The organism is Mycobacterium kyorinense (assembly GCF_002101735.1).
Classification (GTDB): Bacteria; Actinomycetota; Actinomycetes; order Mycobacteriales; family Mycobacteriaceae; genus Mycobacterium; species Mycobacterium kyorinense.
Genome location: NZ_LQPE01000172.1, coordinates 14,404 through 34,682, shown reverse-complemented (window position 1 = coordinate 34,682; position 20,279 = coordinate 14,404). Strand labels below are relative to the sequence as shown.

17 protein-coding genes are annotated in these 20,279 nt (G+C 68.5%); 6 read left to right on the top strand and 11 right to left on the bottom strand.

The window, feature by feature from the left end; all coding sequences use genetic code 11:
* Window positions 1-31: 31 nt before the first annotated feature.
* From AWC14_RS26050 to ligD (AWC14_RS26040), 3 genes are read right to left on the bottom strand one after another with little or no spacing between them, the layout of a single operon-like run.
* Window positions 32-811: an Fpg/Nei family DNA glycosylase gene (locus AWC14_RS26050; protein ID WP_085241528.1), complete on the bottom strand. Its 780-nt coding sequence runs from the start codon at window positions 809-811 to the stop codon at window positions 32-34.
* Window positions 804-1,700, bottom strand: a complete 897-nt coding sequence (ligD, locus tag AWC14_RS26045) for a non-homologous end-joining DNA ligase (protein ID WP_045383242.1) — start codon at window positions 1,698-1,700, stop codon at window positions 804-806. The genes AWC14_RS26050 and ligD (AWC14_RS26045) overlap by 8 nt, the downstream gene beginning before the upstream one ends.
* Window positions 1,700-2,689 (bottom strand): non-homologous end-joining DNA ligase, encoded by a 990-nt coding sequence (gene ligD, locus AWC14_RS26040; RefSeq protein WP_045383240.1) that lies wholly within the window; start codon window positions 2,687-2,689, stop codon window positions 1,700-1,702. Before ligD (AWC14_RS26040) ends, ligD (AWC14_RS26045) begins: the two co-directional genes overlap by 1 nt.
* 127 nt (window positions 2,690-2,816) lie before the next feature.
* Between ligD (AWC14_RS26040) and AWC14_RS26035 the strand changes: the two genes are divergently transcribed.
* Window positions 2,817-4,205: a cytochrome P450 gene (locus AWC14_RS26035; RefSeq protein ID WP_193393827.1), complete on the top strand. Its 1,389-nt coding sequence runs from the start codon at window positions 2,817-2,819 to the stop codon at window positions 4,203-4,205.
* Between the two features lie 18 nt (window positions 4,206-4,223).
* Here the strand turns inward: AWC14_RS26035 and AWC14_RS26030 are convergent, their stop codons facing one another.
* The gene (locus AWC14_RS26030; protein WP_162267200.1) at window positions 4,224-4,664 is read right to left on the bottom strand and encodes a ribonuclease FAU-1 family protein; all 441 of its coding nucleotides are present in this window, start codon (window positions 4,662-4,664) and stop codon (window positions 4,224-4,226) included.
* 126 nt (window positions 4,665-4,790) lie between these two features.
* Between AWC14_RS26030 and uvrB the strand changes: the two genes are divergently transcribed.
* The 3 genes from uvrB to AWC14_RS26015 are packed head-to-tail and all read left to right on the top strand — an operon-like array spanning window position 4,791 to window position 9,235.
* Window positions 4,791-6,959, top strand: a complete 2,169-nt coding sequence (gene uvrB / locus AWC14_RS26025; RefSeq protein ID WP_045383237.1) for an excinuclease ABC subunit UvrB — start codon at window positions 4,791-4,793, stop codon at window positions 6,957-6,959.
* Window positions 6,956-8,356 (top strand): MFS transporter, encoded by a 1,401-nt coding sequence (locus AWC14_RS26020; RefSeq protein WP_045383235.1) that lies wholly within the window; start codon window positions 6,956-6,958, stop codon window positions 8,354-8,356. Before uvrB ends, AWC14_RS26020 begins: the two co-directional genes overlap by 4 nt.
* A 9-nt stretch (window positions 8,357-8,365) precedes the next feature.
* Complete coding sequence (locus AWC14_RS26015; RefSeq protein WP_045383232.1) at window positions 8,366-9,235, top strand: SCO6745 family protein; 870 nt, start codon at window positions 8,366-8,368, stop codon at window positions 9,233-9,235.
* Between the two features lies 1 nt (window position 9,236).
* Here AWC14_RS26015 and AWC14_RS26010 read toward each other — a convergent pair whose 3' ends face one another.
* Window positions 9,237-10,850, bottom strand: coding sequence for a mannosyltransferase (locus AWC14_RS26010; protein ID WP_045383230.1), 1,614 nt, complete (start codon window positions 10,848-10,850; stop codon window positions 9,237-9,239).
* A gap of 285 nt (window positions 10,851-11,135) precedes the next feature.
* Between AWC14_RS26010 and AWC14_RS26005 the strand changes: the two genes are divergently transcribed.
* Window positions 11,136-11,579: a universal stress protein gene (locus AWC14_RS26005; RefSeq protein WP_045383227.1), complete on the top strand. Its 444-nt coding sequence runs from the start codon at window positions 11,136-11,138 to the stop codon at window positions 11,577-11,579.
* Here AWC14_RS26005 and lnt read toward each other — a convergent pair.
* From lnt to AWC14_RS25985, 4 genes are read right to left on the bottom strand one after another with little or no spacing between them, the layout of a single operon-like run.
* A complete protein-coding gene (lnt, locus tag AWC14_RS26000; protein WP_045383225.1) occupies window positions 11,532-12,983 on the bottom strand; it encodes an apolipoprotein N-acyltransferase in 1,452 nt (483 codons plus the stop codon). The two genes, AWC14_RS26005 and lnt, sit on opposite strands and share 48 nt — an antisense overlap.
* 38 nt (window positions 12,984-13,021) lie before the next feature.
* Window positions 13,022-13,702 (bottom strand): class I SAM-dependent methyltransferase, encoded by a 681-nt coding sequence (locus AWC14_RS25995; protein WP_045383223.1) that lies wholly within the window; start codon window positions 13,700-13,702, stop codon window positions 13,022-13,024.
* A gap of 12 nt (window positions 13,703-13,714) precedes the next feature.
* Complete coding sequence (locus AWC14_RS25990; protein WP_045383221.1) at window positions 13,715-15,214, bottom strand: Hsp70 family protein; 1,500 nt, start codon at window positions 15,212-15,214, stop codon at window positions 13,715-13,717.
* Between the two features lie 42 nt (window positions 15,215-15,256).
* Window positions 15,257-15,928 carry an MBL fold metallo-hydrolase gene (locus AWC14_RS25985; RefSeq protein WP_045383219.1) on the bottom strand — a complete coding sequence of 224 codons (672 nt, stop codon included), beginning with the start codon at window positions 15,926-15,928 and terminating at the stop codon, window positions 15,257-15,259.
* A gap of 67 nt (window positions 15,929-15,995) precedes the next feature.
* On the opposite strand from AWC14_RS25985, the gene uvrA reads away from it, so the two are divergent.
* Complete coding sequence (uvrA, locus tag AWC14_RS25980; RefSeq protein WP_045383218.1) at window positions 15,996-18,899, top strand: excinuclease ABC subunit UvrA; 2,904 nt, start codon at window positions 15,996-15,998, stop codon at window positions 18,897-18,899.
* Here the strand turns inward: uvrA and AWC14_RS25975 are convergent.
* Both AWC14_RS25975 and AWC14_RS25970 read right to left on the bottom strand, forming a co-directional pair.
* Entirely contained in the window at window positions 18,889-20,058 is a 1,170-nt protein-coding gene (locus AWC14_RS25975) for a winged helix DNA-binding domain-containing protein (protein WP_045383216.1), read from the bottom strand. The genes uvrA and AWC14_RS25975 overlap by 11 nt on opposite strands.
* Window positions 20,055-20,279, bottom strand: a complete 225-nt coding sequence (locus tag AWC14_RS25970) for a hypothetical protein (RefSeq protein ID WP_045383214.1) — start codon at window positions 20,277-20,279, stop codon at window positions 20,055-20,057. Before AWC14_RS25970 ends, AWC14_RS25975 begins: the two co-directional genes overlap by 4 nt.

The following is a 20,279-nucleotide window of genomic DNA, read 5'->3' as shown; positions in this document are numbered from 1 at the left end:
ACCTATTGCGTGACGACCATGCTTTTGCCGGCTAGCCGGGCTGGCAGCGCGGGCACCACACCGAGGTGCGGCCCCCGATCCGCCCGCGGCGCAGCCGCGCGCCGCAGCGCGGGCACGTCGGATCCGGTTCGTCGCGCGCACCGGTGAGCCAGCGCGGCAGCCCGGGGACACAGTCGTGGCGCACCGCGGTGTGCAGCACCCGCCGCATGGTGGCGTGCATCCGCCTGACCTCGTCGCCGTCGAGGCCGGTGATCGCGCGGGACGGATGCAGCCTTGCCTGCCAACAGATTTCGTCAGTAAGCAAGTTGCCCAGCCCCGCAATCACCGACTGGTCCAACAGCGTCGCCTTCAGCCCGCCACGCCGACCAGACAGCACATTCCGAAAGGTCCGCAGATCGATGTCCAGGGCGTCGGGGCCCTGCGGGCCCATCACGCCGGCCACGTCGTCGGCGTCGGGGGGGAGCCACACCCCGCGGAGCTTACGCAGGTCGGCATAGCGAAGCTCGCCGCGATCCAGCGCCACCACCAGCCGCACCGGGTCGGCGGGCTCGTCGCTGCCGCTGGTGTAGTACGGGCGGCCCGTCATCCCGCTGTGCACCAGCAGTGTCGGGCCGTCGGTTGGCAGGATCAGCCATTTGCCGTGCCGCCGCGGGGCATCGAATCGGCGGCCGCGCAATGCTCGTCCCAGCGATTGTGGATTGGTATTACGCAGCACGCCCGCATCGCGCACCTCGACGTGCCGCACCCGTCGCCCGGGCAGGGTGTCGGCCAGCTGGCGCCGGAACCCTTCCACGTCGGGCAGTTCAGGCATGAGTACCAAGCCGTTTCGACAGTCGCTGGCGTGGACGGGTCAGCGACCGGGCGTGCCGGTGCATATCCGCCCACGGATCGCGTCGCCCCGCGAGCCGCTTCGGCAGGTCCCGGATCGTGAACCGGTCCGCCCGCAGTCCGCGCGTATTCAGCTCGTCCCATTCGAGTGGGGTGGCCACCGGCGCGCCGCGCCGGGCTCGAATCGAGTACGGCGCGACCGCGGTCTGCGCGTAGGCATTTCGCATCACGTCGAGGTAGATGCGGCCCCCGCGTTTGTTCTTCCGCGCTTCGACCGTCCGATTCTTGGGGTCGTCGGCGGCCACCAAATCCGCGACGTCACGGGCGAACTGGCGAACGGTGTCGAAGTCGGCATTGCCGCGCAGCGGTACCACCACGTGCAGCCCGCGTGATCCGGTCGTCTGCAAGTAGGGCACCAGCCCGAGGTCGTCGAGCACATCGGCGACCGCGCGGGCCGCGGCACGCACCGCGGGAAACTCGCTGTCGGACGGGTCGAGGTCGAACACCAACCGGTCCGGCGTGTCCAGGCGCCCCCGACGTGACTGCCAGCAATGCAGCGTGATGCAGTTCTGATTGGCCAGCCACACCAGCGCTTCTTTGTGCTCGACCACCGGATGGATCACCGTGCCGCCCTCCTTGGCAACCTGCGCAGCGCCCATCCAATCCGGCATCGAATCGGCGAAGTCCTGCTGGATGAAGCCGGGCCGGTCGATGCCACGCGGAAACCGTTGCACCGTCAGCGGTCTGCCCTTCAGGTGCGGCACCATGGCGCCGGCGACCTCGGCGTAGTAGGCGACGACGTCGTCCTTGGTGATGCCGCCCGGGAACAGCACCCGGTCCGGGTGGGTGATCTCGACCTTCGGGCGAGCCATCAGCGCGTCTCCCTGACCACCTCGCGGGCTTCCTTGTCGGTCCGCAGGCCGATGTAGCGCGGATGGCGCAGTTTGCCGTCCCGCGTCCACTCGCTGAACCCCACCTCGACGACGACTTCTGGACGTACCCAACGGGTTTCGCTCTCACGAGGTAGACCGCGGGTGAAGGGCGACGCCTCCTGTTCGATGGTCGACAGGCGCCGGTGCAGGCTGCGCAGCGTCGCGTCGTCGAATCCGGTGCCCACCTTGCCGGCGTAGACGAGGTCGCGCCCGTCGTAGTAGCCGACGAGCAGCGCCCCCAGCTCGACCCGGCTGCCTTTCGGCGCCGTGTAGCCGCCGACCACGAATTCCTGGTCGCGGACGCACTTGAATTTCAGCCAATTCGCCGACCGGCCACCCACGTAGCGTGCATCGGCGAGCTTGGCGATCACACCTTCGTCGCCGCGCGCGCATGCGGCGTGGTACATGGCCTCGCCGTTCTGCACCCGGTGCGTGGTGAACCGCAGCGGATCGCTGAACTGAAACATATTGCGCAGCAGCCGTTTACGCCATGCCAACGGCAGCTCCGTGGTGCGCTGTCCATCCAGGTGCAGCACGTCGAAGATGTAGTAAACCACCGGTATCCCCGTTGCCCGGGCCTGTTCCGGGTCAGTGATTCCCAGCCGGCCCTGCAGTCGGGCGAAGCTGGTCCGCCGGCCCTCGAAGGCGACCACCTCGCCGTCCACGACAAACCTGGATGTCTGCTGCGCCGCGAGAGCATCGACCAGCTCCGGATAAGTCCCGTTGAGCGGCTGGCGATTCCGTGACAACAGTCGCAGTTGGTCGCCGTCGCGGAAGGCCAGGCACCGCTCACCGTCGAACTTGCGCTCGAAGTACCACTGTGGGTCCGAAAAACGCCGGTCGGTCAGGGTGGCGAGCATGGGGGCTCGCCAGTCGGGCACCGGCTCGTCGTGCAGGGCTTTGCGTATCCCCCGGGGCAGCTCGCTCACGACGGGACGCGCCCAACTGGCAAAGAATGCATACTGCAAACCTGCGCTTTTTGCGGTGCTGTCGCAAGCGTCGGGCATCCTGCATCCTGGAGAGATTGAATCGGATTGCTCAGCCAGGAGGTCCGCGGTGGACACCCGCGCGATTCCCCACCCACCTCACCGCCTGCCCGTTCTGGGTGATGTGGTCGGCATCAATCCCCGCAGCCCCGTCCTGTCGGCGTCGCGGCTGGTGCGCGGCCTGGGGCCGATCGCGGTGGTGAAACTGTTGGGCACCGAGATGGTGCTGGTGGGTGGGGCGGACCTGGCAGCCGAGTTGAACGACGAGACCCGCTTCGGCAAGCATGTCGAACGTCTTTCGCCGCTGCGCCGGATGGTCGGCGACGCCCTGATCACAGCCGCCGACGACGAGCCGAATTGGCAGCTGGCGCATGACATCCTGGCGCCGGCGTTCACCCGGCTGGCGATGCGCGGCTACCACTCGATCATGCTGGAGGTGGCCCGGGAATTGCTGTGCCGCTGGGACGCCGCCGCGGACCGCGCGCAGCGGGTCGACGTCAGCGCCGACATGACACGGTTGACGTTGGAGACCATCGGCCGTGCCGGATTCGGTTACCGGTTCGGCTCTTTCGAGCGTGACCGGCCGCATCCGTTCGTCGCCGCCATGACCCGGTCCCTGCGTTACGTCAACTTGTCGGCAGGCCGGCCGTTGGCACCGCTACGCCGGGCACTCGCGGGCTCTGCCCGCCAGCATCGCGCGGACGTCGCGCTGATAGAGCCCATCGTCGACGACGTCATCTGGGCACGCCGCGACGGCTCGGCGTCTGACGGGCCCGACTTGCTCGGCCTGATGCTTGACACTGCGCATCCCGAGACCGGCCGCCGTCTGGACACCGTTAACATCCGCCAGCAGATCATCACCTTTTTGATCGCCGGCCACGAGACCACCTCGGGCGCACTGTCTTTCGCGCTGTACTACCTCACCCAGGACCTGCAGGCCCTGGCGCGGGCGCAAGCGGAGGTGGACGCACTGTGGGGTCACGCCGACGACCCCGAGCCGACTTTCACCGACATCCCGAAGTTGCGGTATGTGCGCGCGGTCCTGGACGAAGCACTGCGGCTGTGGCCGACGGTGCCCGGCTACCGGCGGGCCGCCCGCGCCGACACCGTGCTGGCCGGCCGGTACCGGATGAACCAAGGCGACTGGGCGGCAGTGGTACTGCCGCTGCTGCACCGCGATCCCCAGGTGTGGCGCTATCCCAACCGGTTCGATCCCGACCGCTTCGCGCCCGGCCAGGCAAAGACACGGCCCGCGCACGCGTACAAGCCCTTCGGGACCGGCCAACGGGCCTGCCTCGGCCGCCAGTTCGCGCTGCACGAAGCTGTGCTGACACTCGGGCTGGTCCTGCATCGCTACCACCTGAAAACCCGCGACACATACCGGCTCCGGGTCGCCGAATCCGCCACCCTCCAGCCGCGGGGCTTCACGCTCCTGCCGCGCCGACGACATTCGTCGTGACTCGGCGCCCGTCCGGGGCTACGCGGCGCGCCAGGTCAGCTCCATTCCCTGGGTTGCCAGCCAGCGCTGCAGGTCGTAATCGTGCCGGGCCAGCCCGTCGACGGCGGCGACCGCGCGCCGCAGCGCCTGCTCGGCGCGCTCCGGGGTCAGCAGGTGATGCCGGACCGCCGCCAACAGCTCGTCGACGTCGGCGAGCCGCACTCCCATGCCGGTGCGCACTTCCAGGTCCAGGTAGTGGTCCTCCGAACGCCACACGGCCGGTCCGGGCGTGTATTCGCCGACGTCGAGGTAGTAGTCGTGGTCGCGTTCGTGGCCGGGGTTGAAGTGGAAGATGGTGGCGCGCAGGCCCAGCGATGGCAGCAGCCACGACTGCAGGTAGTGGAACTGTTCGCGGCCGGGCGCCGGGCGGGCCATGTACAGACCCCAGGGCTGCACCGTGTACTCGTCGACGGCCCGCACGATGCCCTTCGGATCGGTGTTGGTGCGGGCGAGCAGGTCGAACGTCTCGTGCTTGGGTGGGTGTATACCCGCCAGCATAAGCAGCGGGAACCTGTGGCTGTCGGTGGCGCGTTCTAGGCTTTCGATATGGCTTTTGCTACCGAACACCCGGTGGTCGCGCACTCGGAATACCGCCCAGCCGCGGAGGACGTGGAGGGGCTGGTGCGCACCGGCGGCCGCTTCGAGGTGGTCAGCCCGCACGCGCCGGCCGGAGACCAGCCTGCCGCGATCGACGAGCTCGAGCGGCGCATCAAGGCGGGGGAGAAGGACGTGGTGCTCCTCGGGGCCACCGGTACCGGCAAGTCGGCCACCACCGCATGGCTCATCGAGCGCCTGCAGCGGCCCACTCTGGTGATGGAGCCGAACAAGACACTGGCCGCGCAGATGGCCAACGAGTTGCGGGAGATGTTGCCGCACAACGCTGTTGAGTACTTCGTGTCGTACTACGACTACTACCAGCCCGAGGCGTACATCGCGCAGACCGACACCTACATCGAAAAGGACAGCTCGATCAACGACGACGTGGAGCGGCTGCGGCATTCAGCGACGTCGGCGCTGCTGTCGCGCCGCGACGTGGTGGTTGTCGCCTCGGTGTCGTGCATTTACGGCCTGGGCACCCCGCAGTCCTACCTGGACCGCTCCGTCGAGCTGCGGGTCGGGGAGGAAGTGCCGCGGGATGCGCTGCTGCGGCTGCTGGTCGACGTGCAGTACACCCGCAACGACCTGTCGTTCACCCGCGGCTCGTTCCGGGTCCGCGGCGACACCGTCGAGATCATTCCGTCGTACGAGGAACTCGCCGTCCGCATCGAATACTTCGGCGACGAGGTCGAGGCGCTGTATTACCTGCACCCGCTGACCGGTGAGGTGATCCGCCGGGTCGACTCGCTGCGGATCTTCCCCGCCACCCACTACGTGGCCGGCCCGGAGCGGATGGCCCACGCGATCTCCACGATCGAGGAGGAGCTGGCCGAGCGACTGGCCGAGCTCGAGGGCCAGGGCAAGCTGCTGGAGGCGCAGCGACTGCGAATGCGCACCAACTACGACATCGAGATGATGCGCCAGGTCGGGTTCTGCTCGGGTATCGAGAACTACTCGCGGCACATCGATGGGCGCGGCCCCGGCTCGCCGCCGGCGACGCTGCTGGACTACTTCCCGGAGGATTTCCTGCTGGTCATCGACGAGTCGCACGTCACCGTGCCGCAGATCGGCGGCATGTACGAGGGCGACATGTCCCGCAAGCGCAACCTGGTCGAGTACGGCTTCCGGTTGCCGTCGGCGTGTGACAACCGGCCGCTGACCTGGGAGGAGTTCGCCTCCCGGATCGGGCAGACGGTGTACCTGTCGGCCACCCCGGGCCCTTACGAGCTCAGCCAGACCGGCGGGGAGTTCGTCGAGCAGGTGATCCGCCCCACCGGGCTGGTGGATCCCAAGGTGGTGGTCAAGCCGACCAAGGGACAGATCGACGACCTGATCGGCGAGATCCGCAAACGCGCCGAGGCCGACGAGCGGGTGCTGGTGACGACGCTGACCAAGAAGATGGCTGAGGACCTCACCGACTATCTGCTCGAGATGGGCATCCGGGTGCGCTATCTGCACTCCGAGGTCGACACGCTGCGCCGCGTCGAGTTGCTGCGTCAGCTGCGGCTCGGCGAATTCGACGTGCTGGTCGGCATCAACCTGCTGCGGGAGGGCCTGGATCTGCCCGAGGTGTCGCTGGTGTCGATCCTCGACGCCGACAAGGAGGGCTTCCTGCGGTCGACGCGCAGCCTGATCCAGACCATCGGCCGCGCCGCCCGCAACGTGTCCGGCGAAGTGCATCTGTACGCCGACACCATGACCGACTCGATGCGCGAGGCCATCGACGAGACCGAGCGGCGCCGCGCCAAGCAGATCGCCTACAACGAGGAACACGGCATCGACCCCAAGCCGCTGCGCAAGAAGATCGCCGACATCCTCGACCGGGTTTACACCGAGGCCGACGACAGCGAGACCGTCGAGCTCGGCTCGGGGCGCAGCGTGTCCCGCGGCCGGCGGGCGCAGGGGGAGCCGGGCCGGACGGTCAGCGCGGGAATCTTCGAAGGCCGCGACACCACCAACATGCCGCGGGCTGAATTGGCCGACCTGATCAAGGATTTGACCGCGCAGATGATGGCGGCGGCCCGCGATCTGCAGTTCGAACTGGCCGCGCGGTTCCGCGACGAGATCGCCGACCTGAAGAAGGAACTGCGCGGGATGGACGCCGCCGGTCTGAAGTGACCGACACCGCGATATCCAGCACAGGCAGTTGGCGGCTGCTGCTGGGCCGCCGATACCTGGGCACCTCGACGCTGCTGGCCGGCGGGGTGGCGCTATACGCCACCAACGAATTCCTGACGATCAGCCTGCTGCCCAGCACGGTCGCCGACATCGGCGGCGAGCGGCTGTACGCCTGGGTCACCACCCTGTATCTGGTGGGTTCGGTGGTGGCGGCCACCACGGTCTACGCCGCGCTGCAACGGATCGGGGCGCGCTTGTCCTACCTGCTGGGACTGGCGGTGTTCGCGATCGGCAGCGTGGTGTGCGCGGCGGCGCCCAGCATGGAGGTCCTGGTGGCCGGCCGGACCCTGCAGGGCGCGGCGGGCGGGCTGCTGGCCGGTCTGGGCTACGCGGTGATCAACGCAGCCCTGCCGCGTGAGCTGTGGACCCGGGCGTCGGCGCTGGTCTCGGCCATGTGGGGGGTGGCGACCGTGGTCGGTCCGGCGATGGGCGGCATTTTCGCCCAGTTCGGCCTGTGGCGCTGGGCGTTCGCCGCGATGGCGGTGCTCACCGCGGCGATGGGCCTGCTGGTACCGGCCGTGCTCTCCGCGGGACGGGTCGACGGCGGCGGCGCGCCGCCGGCGCTCAAGGTGCCGGTGTGGTCGCTGCTGCTGCTCGGCACTGCCGCGCTGGCGGTCAGCGTCGCCGAGGTTCCGCACAACAACGTCGCCACCGCCGGGTTGCTGGGGGCCAGCCTGCTGCTGGCCGCGCTGTTCGTCGTCGTCGATCGGCGGGTATCGGCAGCGGTGTTGCCGCCCAGCGCATTTGGCGCCGGGCCGCTGAAGTGGATCTATCTGACCCTGACGTTGCTGATGGCAGCCGCGATGGTCGACATGTACGTGCCGCTGTTCGGTCAGCGGCTGGCCCACCTGACCCCGGTGGTCGCCGGCTTTCTCGGCGCCGCACTGGCGGTCGGCTGGACCGTCAGCGAAATCGTCAGCGCATCGCTGAACAGCCCACGCGTTGTTGCCCGCGTCGTTGCGGCCGCACCGCTGGTCATGGCGGTCGGCCTCGGGCTGGGCGCGATCACCCAGGTCGACGACGCGCCGCTCGGCGTCGTCGCACTGTGGGCGTTCGCGTTGCTGATCACCGGGGCCGGGATCGGCGTGGCCTGGCCGCACCTGTCGGCGTGGGCGATGGACTGCGTCGACGATCCCGGCGAAAGCGGCGAAGCGGCGGCCGCCATCAACGTCGTGCAGCTGATCTCCGGCGCGTTCGGCGCCGGACTGGCCGGCGTGGTGGTCAACAGCGCCGGCGGCGGGGCAGCCATGGCGGCCCGCTGGCTGTTCGCGGTGTTCGCGGTGCTTGCCGCCCTCGGCGTCCTTGCCTCCTACCGGGCCACGCGCGGCCAGAGTTAGGGTCGTGCCGTGGACGCCTTCGCCGCCGGACGGCTGACCCGCTCCCTGGACGCCTTGCACTCGCTGGTCTACTTCGTGCCGGACGCCAACGAGAAGTTCGGCGAGATCGGTCTGGGCTTCCGCACCCATTATTTCGCGGGCCGCTCCGCGCCGATGGGCGCGGTGTCGGCGAATGTCGTTGCGGCGACGTTCTATAACTTCAACCCGCGGCTCGTGGCCGGCGCGATCCCGGCCGCCTGGGAGCTGGCCTCGCCGCAGGCGGTGACCCGGGTCCGCTACGAGATCGTCGCGACAGCACTGCCCCGAATCCTCGGCGAAAAGCTCACAGAGTCAACGGAATTGGCCCGGGCCGCCTCGCTGCTGCGCCGTGTCGCCGAATCGATCCCGAACGGCGACGGTCGGCCGCTGTACGCGGGCCACGCCCAACTGCCATGGCCGGACGTTCCCGTCGTCCAGCTGTGGCACGCCATCACGCTATTGCGCGAGTACCGCGGCGACGGGCACATCGCAGTCCTGGTGACCGAGGGCCTGAGCGGACTGGAGGCGCTAATCACCCATACCGCAACGGGAATCGGGTTCAGCGCCGAATCCGCCAGGCGGTTGCGAGGGTGGAGCACCGACGAGTGGAGTGCGGTCACCGAGAACCTCATCGCGCGGGGGATCATGCGCGCTGCGGGTGAGTTGACACCGGCAGGCACCGAACTGCGGTCCAAAATCGAGGATCTCACCGACGAGCTGGGATATCCGCCGTGGCGGGCATTGTCGGCGGATGAGGCCGACGAGCTGATCGGCTTCGCGGCGGTGATCCGCGAGGCCGTCCGCGCTGCGGGAGTATTCCCCGCCGGGGTGTTCGGTCCACGGCACGGCCAGGCCCGCTGAATCAATGGCGGCGACCCGCCGCGCCCGGCTCCGCCGCGCTTGCGATCGCCGCGCCCCGAACGGATTTGGTCACCTGGGAGTAATGGAATTGCCAGCGTTCGACGATGTGGAACCCGAGTTCGCCGGCGAACTGATAGGCCGGCGCATGTCCCAACAGCGGCCCGGGCGCCAGGGAACTGCCGCTCTGGTGGTCGGGCAGCGTCTTGTCACGACTCGAAATCGTCCACACCGTGGTGCATTTGTCCAACCGGGGCAACACCAGCCATACCGCGACGTGGCCGTCCCACAGCGTGCCGTGATCGGGTCCGTAGGCGCCGCGTTCCACGTCGGCCAACGGCGCGAAGGCCGCCGGCCGGGTCGCCAGCAAGGCGCGGATCGGGCCGGGCAACCAGCGCACGGTGTTGTCGACCAGCAGGCAGTCACCGGGCGACGCGTGAGCGCTGATGACGTCGGCCACCTGACTGTAGTCCCACCCTTCTTTCGCATACGGACCGCGTTGGGTGAAAAGGTAATTCGGGAACGCGGCCGCCGCGAACAGGATCAGCACGGCGGCCATCGCCCACGGCCCACGGGCGATCGTGACGATGCAGACCGCCAGCATGACAGCAGCAGCCGGCGCGGTGAGGATCAGGTACCGCGGGTAGTAGATCGGTTCGCCGAACGCCGAATAGATCAGAATCACGCCCGTAGGCAGGACGATCCAGGCGACGCAGATCAGCAGCAGGCGGCGCATATCGCCCGCCGGAGCCGCACGGCCGGCCAGCCGAGCCGCGACCGCCGCCAGCACTACCACGCCCGCGAGAATCGCGAACGGGACGCTGTGGTCGAAATACTGACGATGCACGACGTCGAGGAACAGGTTCCGCTTCAGTGTCGTGATCCACTTGACCTGCCAAACCTGGCTGTGGGCGAACACCATGAACGGCGCCATGAGTGCCAGCGCGACGAACGAGGTGGCCGCCCACCAGATGACGGCCGGCTTCCCGCGCGCGAGCAGCGGCTGCGCCGCGGCGTAGACCAACACCAGCAGTGACAGGTTGATGCTCAACAAAATCGATAACATCAGCGCCAGCATGTAGAGCAGCCACAGCCACGGCCGGTTGCGGCGCACCGACACCACGAACAAGACCGTGAGCCACACGGCGGCAGTCGCTTCCAGCGCGTAGGGGCGAGCTTCGATACCGGCCCACGTCACCCGCGGCAAGATGGCGAACACGATGCCCGCGCACACCGCGGTGCGGCGGGGCGAGAACTGCCTGGCGAAGACGACCACGCCCGCAGCCGCGGCGCCGACGGCCAGTGCGCTCGGCACCCGCGACCAGAATTCCGTCGGCGGAAACACCGCGAACCAGCCGTGCATCAGCAGGTAATACAGGCCGTGCACGGCGTCGATATGTCCCAGCAGCCGCCACAGCTGGGACAACGACCGGCTCGCCGACGCCGAGATCGTGGCCCCCTCGTCGAACCACAACGACGGCCGACTGGCCGCTGCGCCGCTGAGAACGGCCGCCAGCACCGCAATCAGCAACGGGTCGAGGACCCTGCCACGGGGCGGCGGGCATGGACCGCTCGGGGCGACCGCGGCCGCGAGCTCGTCGACTATCGGGGCAGCCATAATGCCTTTGACTGTAGGGCTCCTGTGGTGAACCTCATTACCAATAGTGGGGCTCGTCAACCATTCCGCCGGCCGGCGGCCGCACCGTCGACTGAAATGCCCTGATAGGCAGGGTATCCCAGACACATCGAGTGTCCGACGACTGCGGCATCCGCCGCAGCGCCAGTCGCGGGCTGCGCCATACCGGCTGGCGCCGCCCGTGTGGTGTGTCGCAAATCCAACCCTGGAATCCGGCAAAGCGATACTGTCTTGGGTTGGCGTAGCAACCGACACCTGGGAGGGTAAATGAGCGCCTATAAGACCGTGGTGGTGGGAACCGACGGCTCGGACTCATCGCTGCGCGCGGTCGACCGGGCAGGCAACATCGCCGGGGCGGACGCGAAGCTGATCATCGCGACGGCGTACCTGCCCCAGCATGAGGACCCGCGGGCCGCCGACGTCTTGAAGGACGAAAGCTACAAGGTGTCGGGCAGCGCCCCGATCTATGCGATCCTGCGCGAGGCCAAAGACCGGGCTCACGCCGCGGGCGCCAAGAACATCGAGGAACGGTCGGTCGTCGGCGCCCCGGTCGACGCGCTGGTCGGCCTCGCCGAAGAAGTCAACGCCGACCTGCTGGTGGTCGGGAACGTCGGCTTGAGCACCATCGCCGGCCGGCTCCTGGGATCGGTGCCTGCCAACGTCTCACGCCGGGCCAAGGTCGACGTGTTGATCGTGCACACCACCCCGTGAGCCGCGCGACCGCACGATAGCGACGACGCCGGCGCCCGCGAGTACCGCGAAGGCCAACACCGGAACCCAATTACCCAGCCGTTGGTACGGGGTGGGGTTCGATCCGAGCGGAACATCGACGACGATCGCGCCGCGATAGCTCGACGAACACCAGGCAAGCTTTCGGCCGCGCGGATCGAAAACCGCGCTGTCACCCGACAATCCGACGTGCACCGCCGCGTGCCCGACTTCGGCGGCTCGCATCGCGACCACGCTGGCCAGCTGCGGCTGGGCCCAGCTTCCCTGGAACGTCGACGTCGAGGTCTGATACACGAGCAGCTCGGCGCCAAGCTGGACCTCGCGGCGCGGCAGGTCGGGGAAGACCGCTTCGAAACTGATCAACGGCCCGAGTGCGAGAGTGCCGGCGTGCAGCACCACCGGCCCGTCGCCGCGACGCCGGTCCTCGCCGGCGGCCTTGGTGTGGCGGGTGATCCAGCCGAGCAGCGGCCGCAGCGGCACGTATTCCCCGAACGGCACCAGCCGGGTCTTGCGGTAAAAACCCAGTAATCCGGTCGGCCCGACCAGCACCGACGACTTGTAGACCCCGCCGCCCGGAGCGGGCGCGTCGACGTTGACCAGCAGGTAGGCGCCGACCCGCCGGGACAACTCGGTCAGCCGCCGCGCGACCTCCGGGTGGCCGGCCGGATCGGATCCCACGCTGCTCTCACCCCACACCACGAGGTCCGGGTGCTGGCCCGCCAGCGTCGCGGTGAGCCCTTCAGAGGCAGCCTGGCGGGCCGCGGCGTCGTCGATAACACCTGGCTGCACCAGCGCCACCCGCGCCGTCGCACCCGCCACTGGTGCCGGTCCCAACGCAAACCACGCGGGCCCGAATCCCGCGCACACCACGGCCACCGCCAGCGGGACCGCACGACGCCGGTGCAGAATCAGGCCGGCGATCGCGGTATTGACCGCGACGATCAGCAAACTTGTCAGCCACATGCCGCCCACCGCGGCCGACGCCGCCGTCGCGGGCTGGTTCCACTGCGAGACGCCCAGTGCAGCCCACGGACCACCCAGACTCGGCAGTGACCGCACCGCCTCCGCCGCTACCCACGCGCTGGGCAGGACCAGCATCGCGGCCGGTGGCGATCGCGACAGCAGCCGATGCGCGGCCCACCCCCACGGCAGCCACAACGCGCCGATTCCGTCGGCCATCAGCACCAGCGCGGGGCCGCTGGTGGGCAGCAGCCAGTATTGGGTGCTCAGCACATAGCCGACCAGGCCACACCATGCCCGCACGGCGCCGTCGACCGCCGTCGGCGCGGCTCGCACGACCAGCAGCAGCGGCACCAGCGCGAACCAGGCCAGCCACCACCAGGACGGCGCCGGGAAGGCGAGCGTCGGCAACGCGCCGACAACCATCGCCGCCGCCCAGCCGGGTAGACGCCGGCGTGTTGAGCTCACCGGCCCTGGTCGCGCCGCAGAGTGACTCGCCACAGCCGGCGGGGTAATTCGCCCTCCTCGAATTCGGCGAAGTCAAGCATGGTGAATCCCGCCGCAAGCCTGTCGACGAGGGACCGGTCGAAGAAGTGGACGATGAACCCGCCGTTCTCAAACATGTTGTCGCCGTGGGAAATTCCGGCACGGTAGTGCGCATCGCGGGTATGTCGCACGGTGTAGACCAGCAGCCCGCCGGGACGTAGCACCCGATGCACTTCGCCGGCGAGATCGACGAGCTCGGCGGTGCTCAGCGCCATGTTGAAGAGCATGTGGCTGTACACGCCGTCGACGCTGCGATCAGACAGTGGCAGCGGTTGGCGAACGTCGTGGACAATTGTCGTCAATTTCGCCCCGACCCGGTTCGCCTCGGCGACATGACGGAGTTCGCGAAGCGCGCCCTCGGCGTAGTCGAGCGCTGTAACCGTCAGCCCGGCGTGCAGAAACCAGACGGTGTCGCGTCCTTGCCCCGCTCCCAGCTCCAAAAGATCCACCACACCGCCGCGGCCGAACAGCCCGATGGCGTACTGGGCGGGGTCGCTCGGTGCCGTGCCGTACATGGCCGGATGGGCCGCATAAGTGGTCTGCCAATGCTGGCGCTGACGGCCGCGGACGTCGCTCGCCTGGTTGTCGCCGCGCCTCATGTCATGTGCCCGTCACGGACTCGCGAGCGCGTGGCGCGTCAGCTCGAAGGTCCGCGTTAACCCGGTCGGCCGGGTCGCGAGGGTGACCTCGACGGCTCCCCCGGGAGTGACGACGTAGCGCTCCTCGACGTCGGGCCCGTCGTCGCGCCGACTGACCGGCCGGCGCCACAGGTCGGGTTCGTCGTTCAACTCGGGGTCGAAGGGGAAGAAGACCGGGTCGTAGGGCGTGACGTCGCCGTCGGGGTGGCCGTCGCGCAGCCGGCTGCACTCCACGAAGCGGAAGTGCCCGATGTTGTGCGCCGCGCGGTAGCTGCGGGTGACGACGAGCGGAGGCTGACCGTCGGTGGGCAGCTGGACGCCCTTCGACACGATCGGGTCGAAGCTGACATCTTCGCCGGCGTGCGCCTCACGAAACACGCCGAAATGTCGCGAAAGACGGTCGGACAGCGCGAATCCCGCTTCTTTGTCGAGGAACGCGGCGAGGCCGATCGCGGTCGCGGCGAACGGGTGCGGTGAGCGTTTGACGCGTTTCTCGTCGAACGCCGCCCGCAGCTTTCGGGCGACCAGCGGGAAGCTGCCCGCGCCGCCCACCACATAAATTCCGGCCACCTCCGACCAGTCGATGTTCTCCAGCACGTGCGACAGGGAAGTCATCGTCTTCTCGACCAGCGGCGCGCAGGCCGCGTAGACGTCGTCGATGGGGCACGAGAACGGCGGCTTGCCGACCGCGTCGAGGTCGACCAGGAAGCGGCGGGTGTTCGGGCCGACGGCCTCCTTGCGGCCGGTGCACTCCTCGAGCAGCAGGTCCCGGGCGGCGGCGTCCAGCGGGCCAAGGCCGGCGCCGTCGCGGACCAGCGTGAGGATGGCCTCGTCGAAGTCGTCGCCTCCGAGCCGCTGGATGCCCTCGCTGGTGACCACCTCGTTGAGCCGCCCGGTCATCTTCAGCAGCGACGCGTCGAAGGTTCCGCCGCCCAGGTCGTAGATCAGCACGTACTCCCGCCGCGCGGTGATCGTCGAGCGGTAGCGGTGGGCGTACTCGAAGCCTGCCGCGGACGGCTCGTTGAGCAGCGCGATCACCTCGAAGCCCGCCTGCGCAAACGCGTCCAGGGTCAAGAAGCGCTGGGCGCTCGAGGCGTTGGCCGGCACGCTGACGGCTGCCTCGATCCGTTCGCCGGGCGCCAGGTCGACGTTGGAGCGTTGCTCCAGATCGGTTTTCAGCTGGGCGAGAAAGCCGGCGAACAGGTCAGCGAGCCGGTAGCAGCGCCCGGCCAGCTCCACGGTGGTGCGCGGCCCGGCGTCGCCCAGCAGCCGCTTGAACGAACGCAGTACCGACCAGCCGGGCTGGTGGCGCACCGCGGCGGCGTCCAAGCCGAAGCGCAGCTCGCCGTCCGCGTGGGCGGCGATCAATGAAGGCCAGGTGTCCGACCCGTCGAACGATGCCACGGGATAGTTGCCGCGGTCGACGACCGCCGCGACCGTGTGCGTTGTGCCGAAGTCGATGCCCACCCTCATCGCGCTTAAGCTTAGGCGCTGCACCGCGTTTCGCGCGGTTGATTACCAGCCGCGCGTCTTCCACTCGCCGAGGTGAGGTCGTTCGGCGCCGAGCGTGGTGTCGTCGCCGTGGCCGGGATAGACGACGGTCGAATCGTCGTACGCGTCGAACACCCTGGTGGTGACGTCGTCGAGCAGCTGCTCGAAATCGCCGGGCTGCCAGGTCTTTCCGACTCCGCCCGGGAACAGGCAGTCGCCGGTGAACAACTGGGTGGCGTCGCCGGCGCCGTCGAGGGCCAGCGCGACCGACCCCGGCGTGTGGCCCCGCAGGTGGATGACGTCGAACGTCAAGTTGCCGATTTGTATGGTGTCGCCGCCATTGAGCAGCCGGTCCGGCTTGACGGGCAGCGCGTCGGCGTCGATCTCGTGCGCGGCGGTCGGCGCGCCGGTGGCTTCGGCCAGGGCTTCCAGCGCCTGCCAGTGGTCGAAGTGCTGGTGGCTGGTGACAATCAGCGACACCTTGGGCGCGTGGCGGCGCACCAGGTCGATCAGGACGTCGGCGTCGTTGGCGGCGTCGATCAGCAGGGTTTCGCCGGTTTGGGAACACGTCACCAGGTACGCGTTGTTGTCCATCGGGCCGACCGACGCCTTCACGATGGTCGCGCCCGGCAGCGTGCGACGTGCCGCAGTGCCCGGCTCCACGTGCCCGGTGTAGTTGTCGTCGAGGACTGTCATAGCCGCCACGGTACTGCTGTCGGTGCGGCCACATAGCATGGGGAAGCGATGACTGGAAAGGAACCCGGTGGCTGACCGGCTGATCGTCAAGGGTGCGCGCGAGCACAACCTGCGCAGCGTTGATCTCGATTTGCCGCGCGATGCGTTGATCGTCTTCACCGGCCTGTCCGGCTCGGGAAAGTCTTCGCTGGCGTTCGACACCATCTTCGCCGAAGGGCAGCGGCGCTACGTGGAGTCGCTGTCGGCGTACGCCCGCCAATTCCTGGGCCAGATGGACAAGCCCGACGTCGACTTCATCGAGGGCCTGTCCCCGGCGGTGTCGATCGACCAGAAGTCGACCAACCGCAACCCGCGGTCGACCGTCGGCACCATCACCGAGGTCTACGACTACCTGCGACTGCTGTACGCGCGTGCCGGAACCCCGCACTGCCCGGTCTGCGGGCACCGGATCGCCCGCCAGACCCCGCAGCAAATCGTCGACCAGGTGCTGGCCATGCCGGAGGGCACCCGTTTCCAGGTGCTCGCGCCGGTGGTGCGCACCCGCAAGGGCGAGTTCGTCGACCTGTTCGAGAAGCTCAACAGCCAGGGCTACAGCCGGGTCCGGGTCGACGGCGTCGTGCACCCGCTGACCGATCCGCCCAAGCTGAAGAAACAGGAGAAGCACGACATCGAAGTCGTGGTCGACCGGCTCACGGTCAAGGCCAGCGCCAAGCAGCGGCTCACCGATTCGGTCGAGACCGCGCTGAATCTGGCCGACGGCATCGTGGTGCTGGAGTTCGTCGACCACGAGCACGACGCACACAACCGCGAGCAGCGCTTCTCCGAGAAGCTGGCGTGCCCCAACGGGCATTCGCTGGCCGTGGATGACCTTGAGCCGCGGTCGTTTTCGTTCAACTCGCCCTACGGCGCCTGCCCGGAGTGCAGCGGGCTGGGCATCCGCAAAGAGGTCGACCCCGACCTGGTGGTGCCCGACCCGGAACTCACCCTGGCCGAAGGCGCGGTGGCGCCGTGGTCGATGGGCCACACCGCCGAGTACTTCACCCGGATGATGGCCGGCCTCGGCGAGTCGATGGGCTTCGACGTCGACACCCCGTGGCGCAAACTGCCGGCCAAGGCGCGCAAGGCGATTCTGGAAGGCTGCGACGAGCAGGTGCACGTGCGCTACCGCAACCGGTACGGACGCACCCGCTCCTACTACGCCGACTTCGAAGGCGTGCTGGCGTTCCTGCAGCGCAAGATGGACCAGACCGAGTCCGAGATGATGAAGGAGCGCTACGAGGGCTTCATGCGCGACGTGCCGTGTCCGGAATGCGACGGAACACGGCTCAAGCCGGAAATCCTTGCAGTGACGCTGGCGGCGGGGGAGCGCGGCAAGAAGTCGATCGCGGAGGTCTGCGAGCTGTCCATCTCGGACTGTGCGGATTTTCTGCGGGAGCTGACGCTGGGCCCGCGCGAACAGGCCATCGCCGGCCAGGTGCTCAAGGAGATCCAGTCGCGGCTGGGCTTTCTGCTCGACGTCGGGCTGGAGTACCTGTCGCTGTCGCGGGCCGCGGCCACGCTGTCCGGCGGTGAGGCGCAACGCATCCGGTTGGCCACCCAGATCGGCTCCGGGCTGGTCGGTGTTCTCTATGTGCTCGACGAGCCGTCGATCGGCCTGCACCAGCGCGACAACCGTCGCCTCATCGAAACCCTCACCCGCTTAAGGGATTTGGGCAACACCCTGATCGTCGTCGAGCACGACCAGGACACCATCGCGCATGCCGACTGGATCGTCGACATCGGGCCGGCCGCCGGCGAGCACGGCGGGCAGATCGTGCACAGCGGTACCTACGACGAGCTGCTGCGCAACAAGAACTCGATCACCGGCGCCTACCTGTCGGGCGCGGAAAGCATTGAGACACCGGCGATCCGGCGGCCGATCGACAAGCGCCGACGGTTGACGGTGGTCGGCGCGCGGGAGCACAACCTGCGCGAGATCGACGTCGCGTTTCCGCTCGGGGTGCTGACCTCGGTGACCGGGGTGTCCGGCTCCGGTAAGTCGACGTTGGTCAACGACATCCTGGCCGCGGTGCTGGCCAACAAGCTCAACGGCGCCCGGCAGGTGCCCGGGCGGCACACCCGGGTGACCGGGCTCGACCACGTCGACAAGCTGGTGCGTGTCGACCAGTCGCCGATCGGGCGCACCCCGCGGTCCAACCCGGCCACCTACACCGGGGTGTTCGACAAGATCCGCACGCTGTTCGCGGCCACCACGGAGGCCAAGGTGCGGGGCTACCAACCTGGCCGGTTCTCGTTCAACGTCAAAGGTGGTCGCTGCGAAGCGTGTTCGGGTGACGGCACCATCAAGATCGAGATGAACTTCCTGCCCGACGTATACGTGCCGTGCGAGGTGTGTCACGGCGCCCGCTACAACCGGGAAACCCTCGAGGTGCACTACAAGGGCAAGACCATCTCCGAAGTGCTGGACATGTCGATCGAAGAGGCGGCGGAGTTCTTCGAGCCGATCACCGGCATCCACCGCTATCTGCGCACGCTGGTCGACGTCGGTTTGGGGTATGTGCGGCTGGGTCAGCCGGCGCCGACGCTGTCCGGCGGTGAGGCGCAGCGGGTGAAGCTGGCCTCCGAACTGCAGAAGCGTTCCACCGGGCGCACGGTGTACATCCTCGACGAGCCGACCACCGGTTTGCATTTCGACGACATCCGCAAGTTGCTGAACGTGCTCAATGGCCTTGTCGACAAAGGCAATACGGTGATCGTCATCGAGCACAACCTCGACGTGATCAAGACGTCGGACTGGATCGTCGACATGGGACCCGAGGGCGGCGCGGAGGGCGGCACCGTCGTCGCCGAGGGCACGCCCGAGGACGTCGCCGCGGTCCCGGAGAGCTACACCGGAAAGTTCCTGGCCGAAACGCTCGGGGTCCCGGCCACACCGCCCCGCAAGTCCGGCCGACGCCGGGTCAGCGCTTAGCCTTCGACAACGGCGACGGGAAGCGCGGGGCGATCCGCACGCCGTCCAGCCAGGCGGTGAGCTCGACGGCGCGTTTCGTCAGTGCGCGGCGCCCGTCACGGCCGGGATCCTCCAGAAGCTGCAGCTGAACCCGGCCGTCGGCGTCCTGAGACCAGCCGCCCACCACGCGGCCGTTCCACCACGCGGTCGGGCCGGCGTTGCCGTTGCGGTCGAAGACCTGCCCGCGGTGCTCGCCGAGATACCAGTCGCGCTGAAACCAGCCCATCGTGGTCAGGTCCAATCCGGGCAGCAGCGCGCACCACGGCTCGGTGTCCGGTTCGGGATCGAGGTCGTCGGCCAGCGCGAAGCCGGGAACGCCGTGCAGATCAACTGCCACCGCGCCGATTTCGGCCAGCGCCGTACGCACCGCGGTCAACGTGGTGCCGAACCACCACTTGATGTCGTCGACGGTCGCGGGCCCAAACGCGTGCAGCCATCGGCGGGTCAGTTCGGCGCGCGCGTCGTCGGCGGGCCGCGGCTCGACAGGCCGTGTGAGCCAATCGGCCGCGGTCACCCACCGCGGGCGTGACGTGGTCCATGTCCCGCCGTTCGGGCCGCGCACGATATCGCCGCGAACCGACAGTACGGTCAGCACCCGCGGGGCAAGCGGAACCGGCCCACCCCAACGCTTTCCGGGCGCCGGGTCCCAGGTTCCGGCAAGTTCGGGTAGAGCGGCCCGCAGGTCGCTGCCGCTGGCCGGCCCGTGCTCGCCCAGGTGCCGCAGCACCGCCGTGCAGGCCGCATCGAGCCAGCGCTCGCCGTCCTCGGCGACCCCGGCCTTTTGCGCATCGGCGACGAGCCGACGACGCTCGTTGGCCGCGACCCGATCGCTGGCCGCGGGCTGAATGATCGCCAGGTCTTCTGCAGTGACTACCCACAGTGTGCGGCGCATCGCCAGATGCTTGACCACAGAACGCTTCTGGTACAGCTCGGTATCCAGGTCGCTGGTGAGAAAGCCCGCCATGCGCGCCCACAGCGAAAGATACGGCGTGGCCGGGTCGGTGGCATGAAGACCCAACAGCTGTGCGGTGACTCCCGCTACGGATTCACCACTCTGCGTCGATAGGAGATGTCTGCGCGCCAAGCGGTTTCGCCGCTCGGCAACGCCGAATCCTCTCAGCGGTCGTCCTGGCGCATCGATTCGCGGATCTCGGTCAGCCGCTCAGCTGCCGCCTCTTGACGCGCCCGGTATTGCTCCTCGACATTGCGACCCTCCGATGTTTCGGAGGCCAATTCAGCGGCGCCCAACGAGGTTCCGTACCGCGTCTCGATCTTCTCGCGAACCGACTCGAACGTCGGCACGCCGGAATCGTCGTATCCGGTATCTGGCTCGTCGGGCAT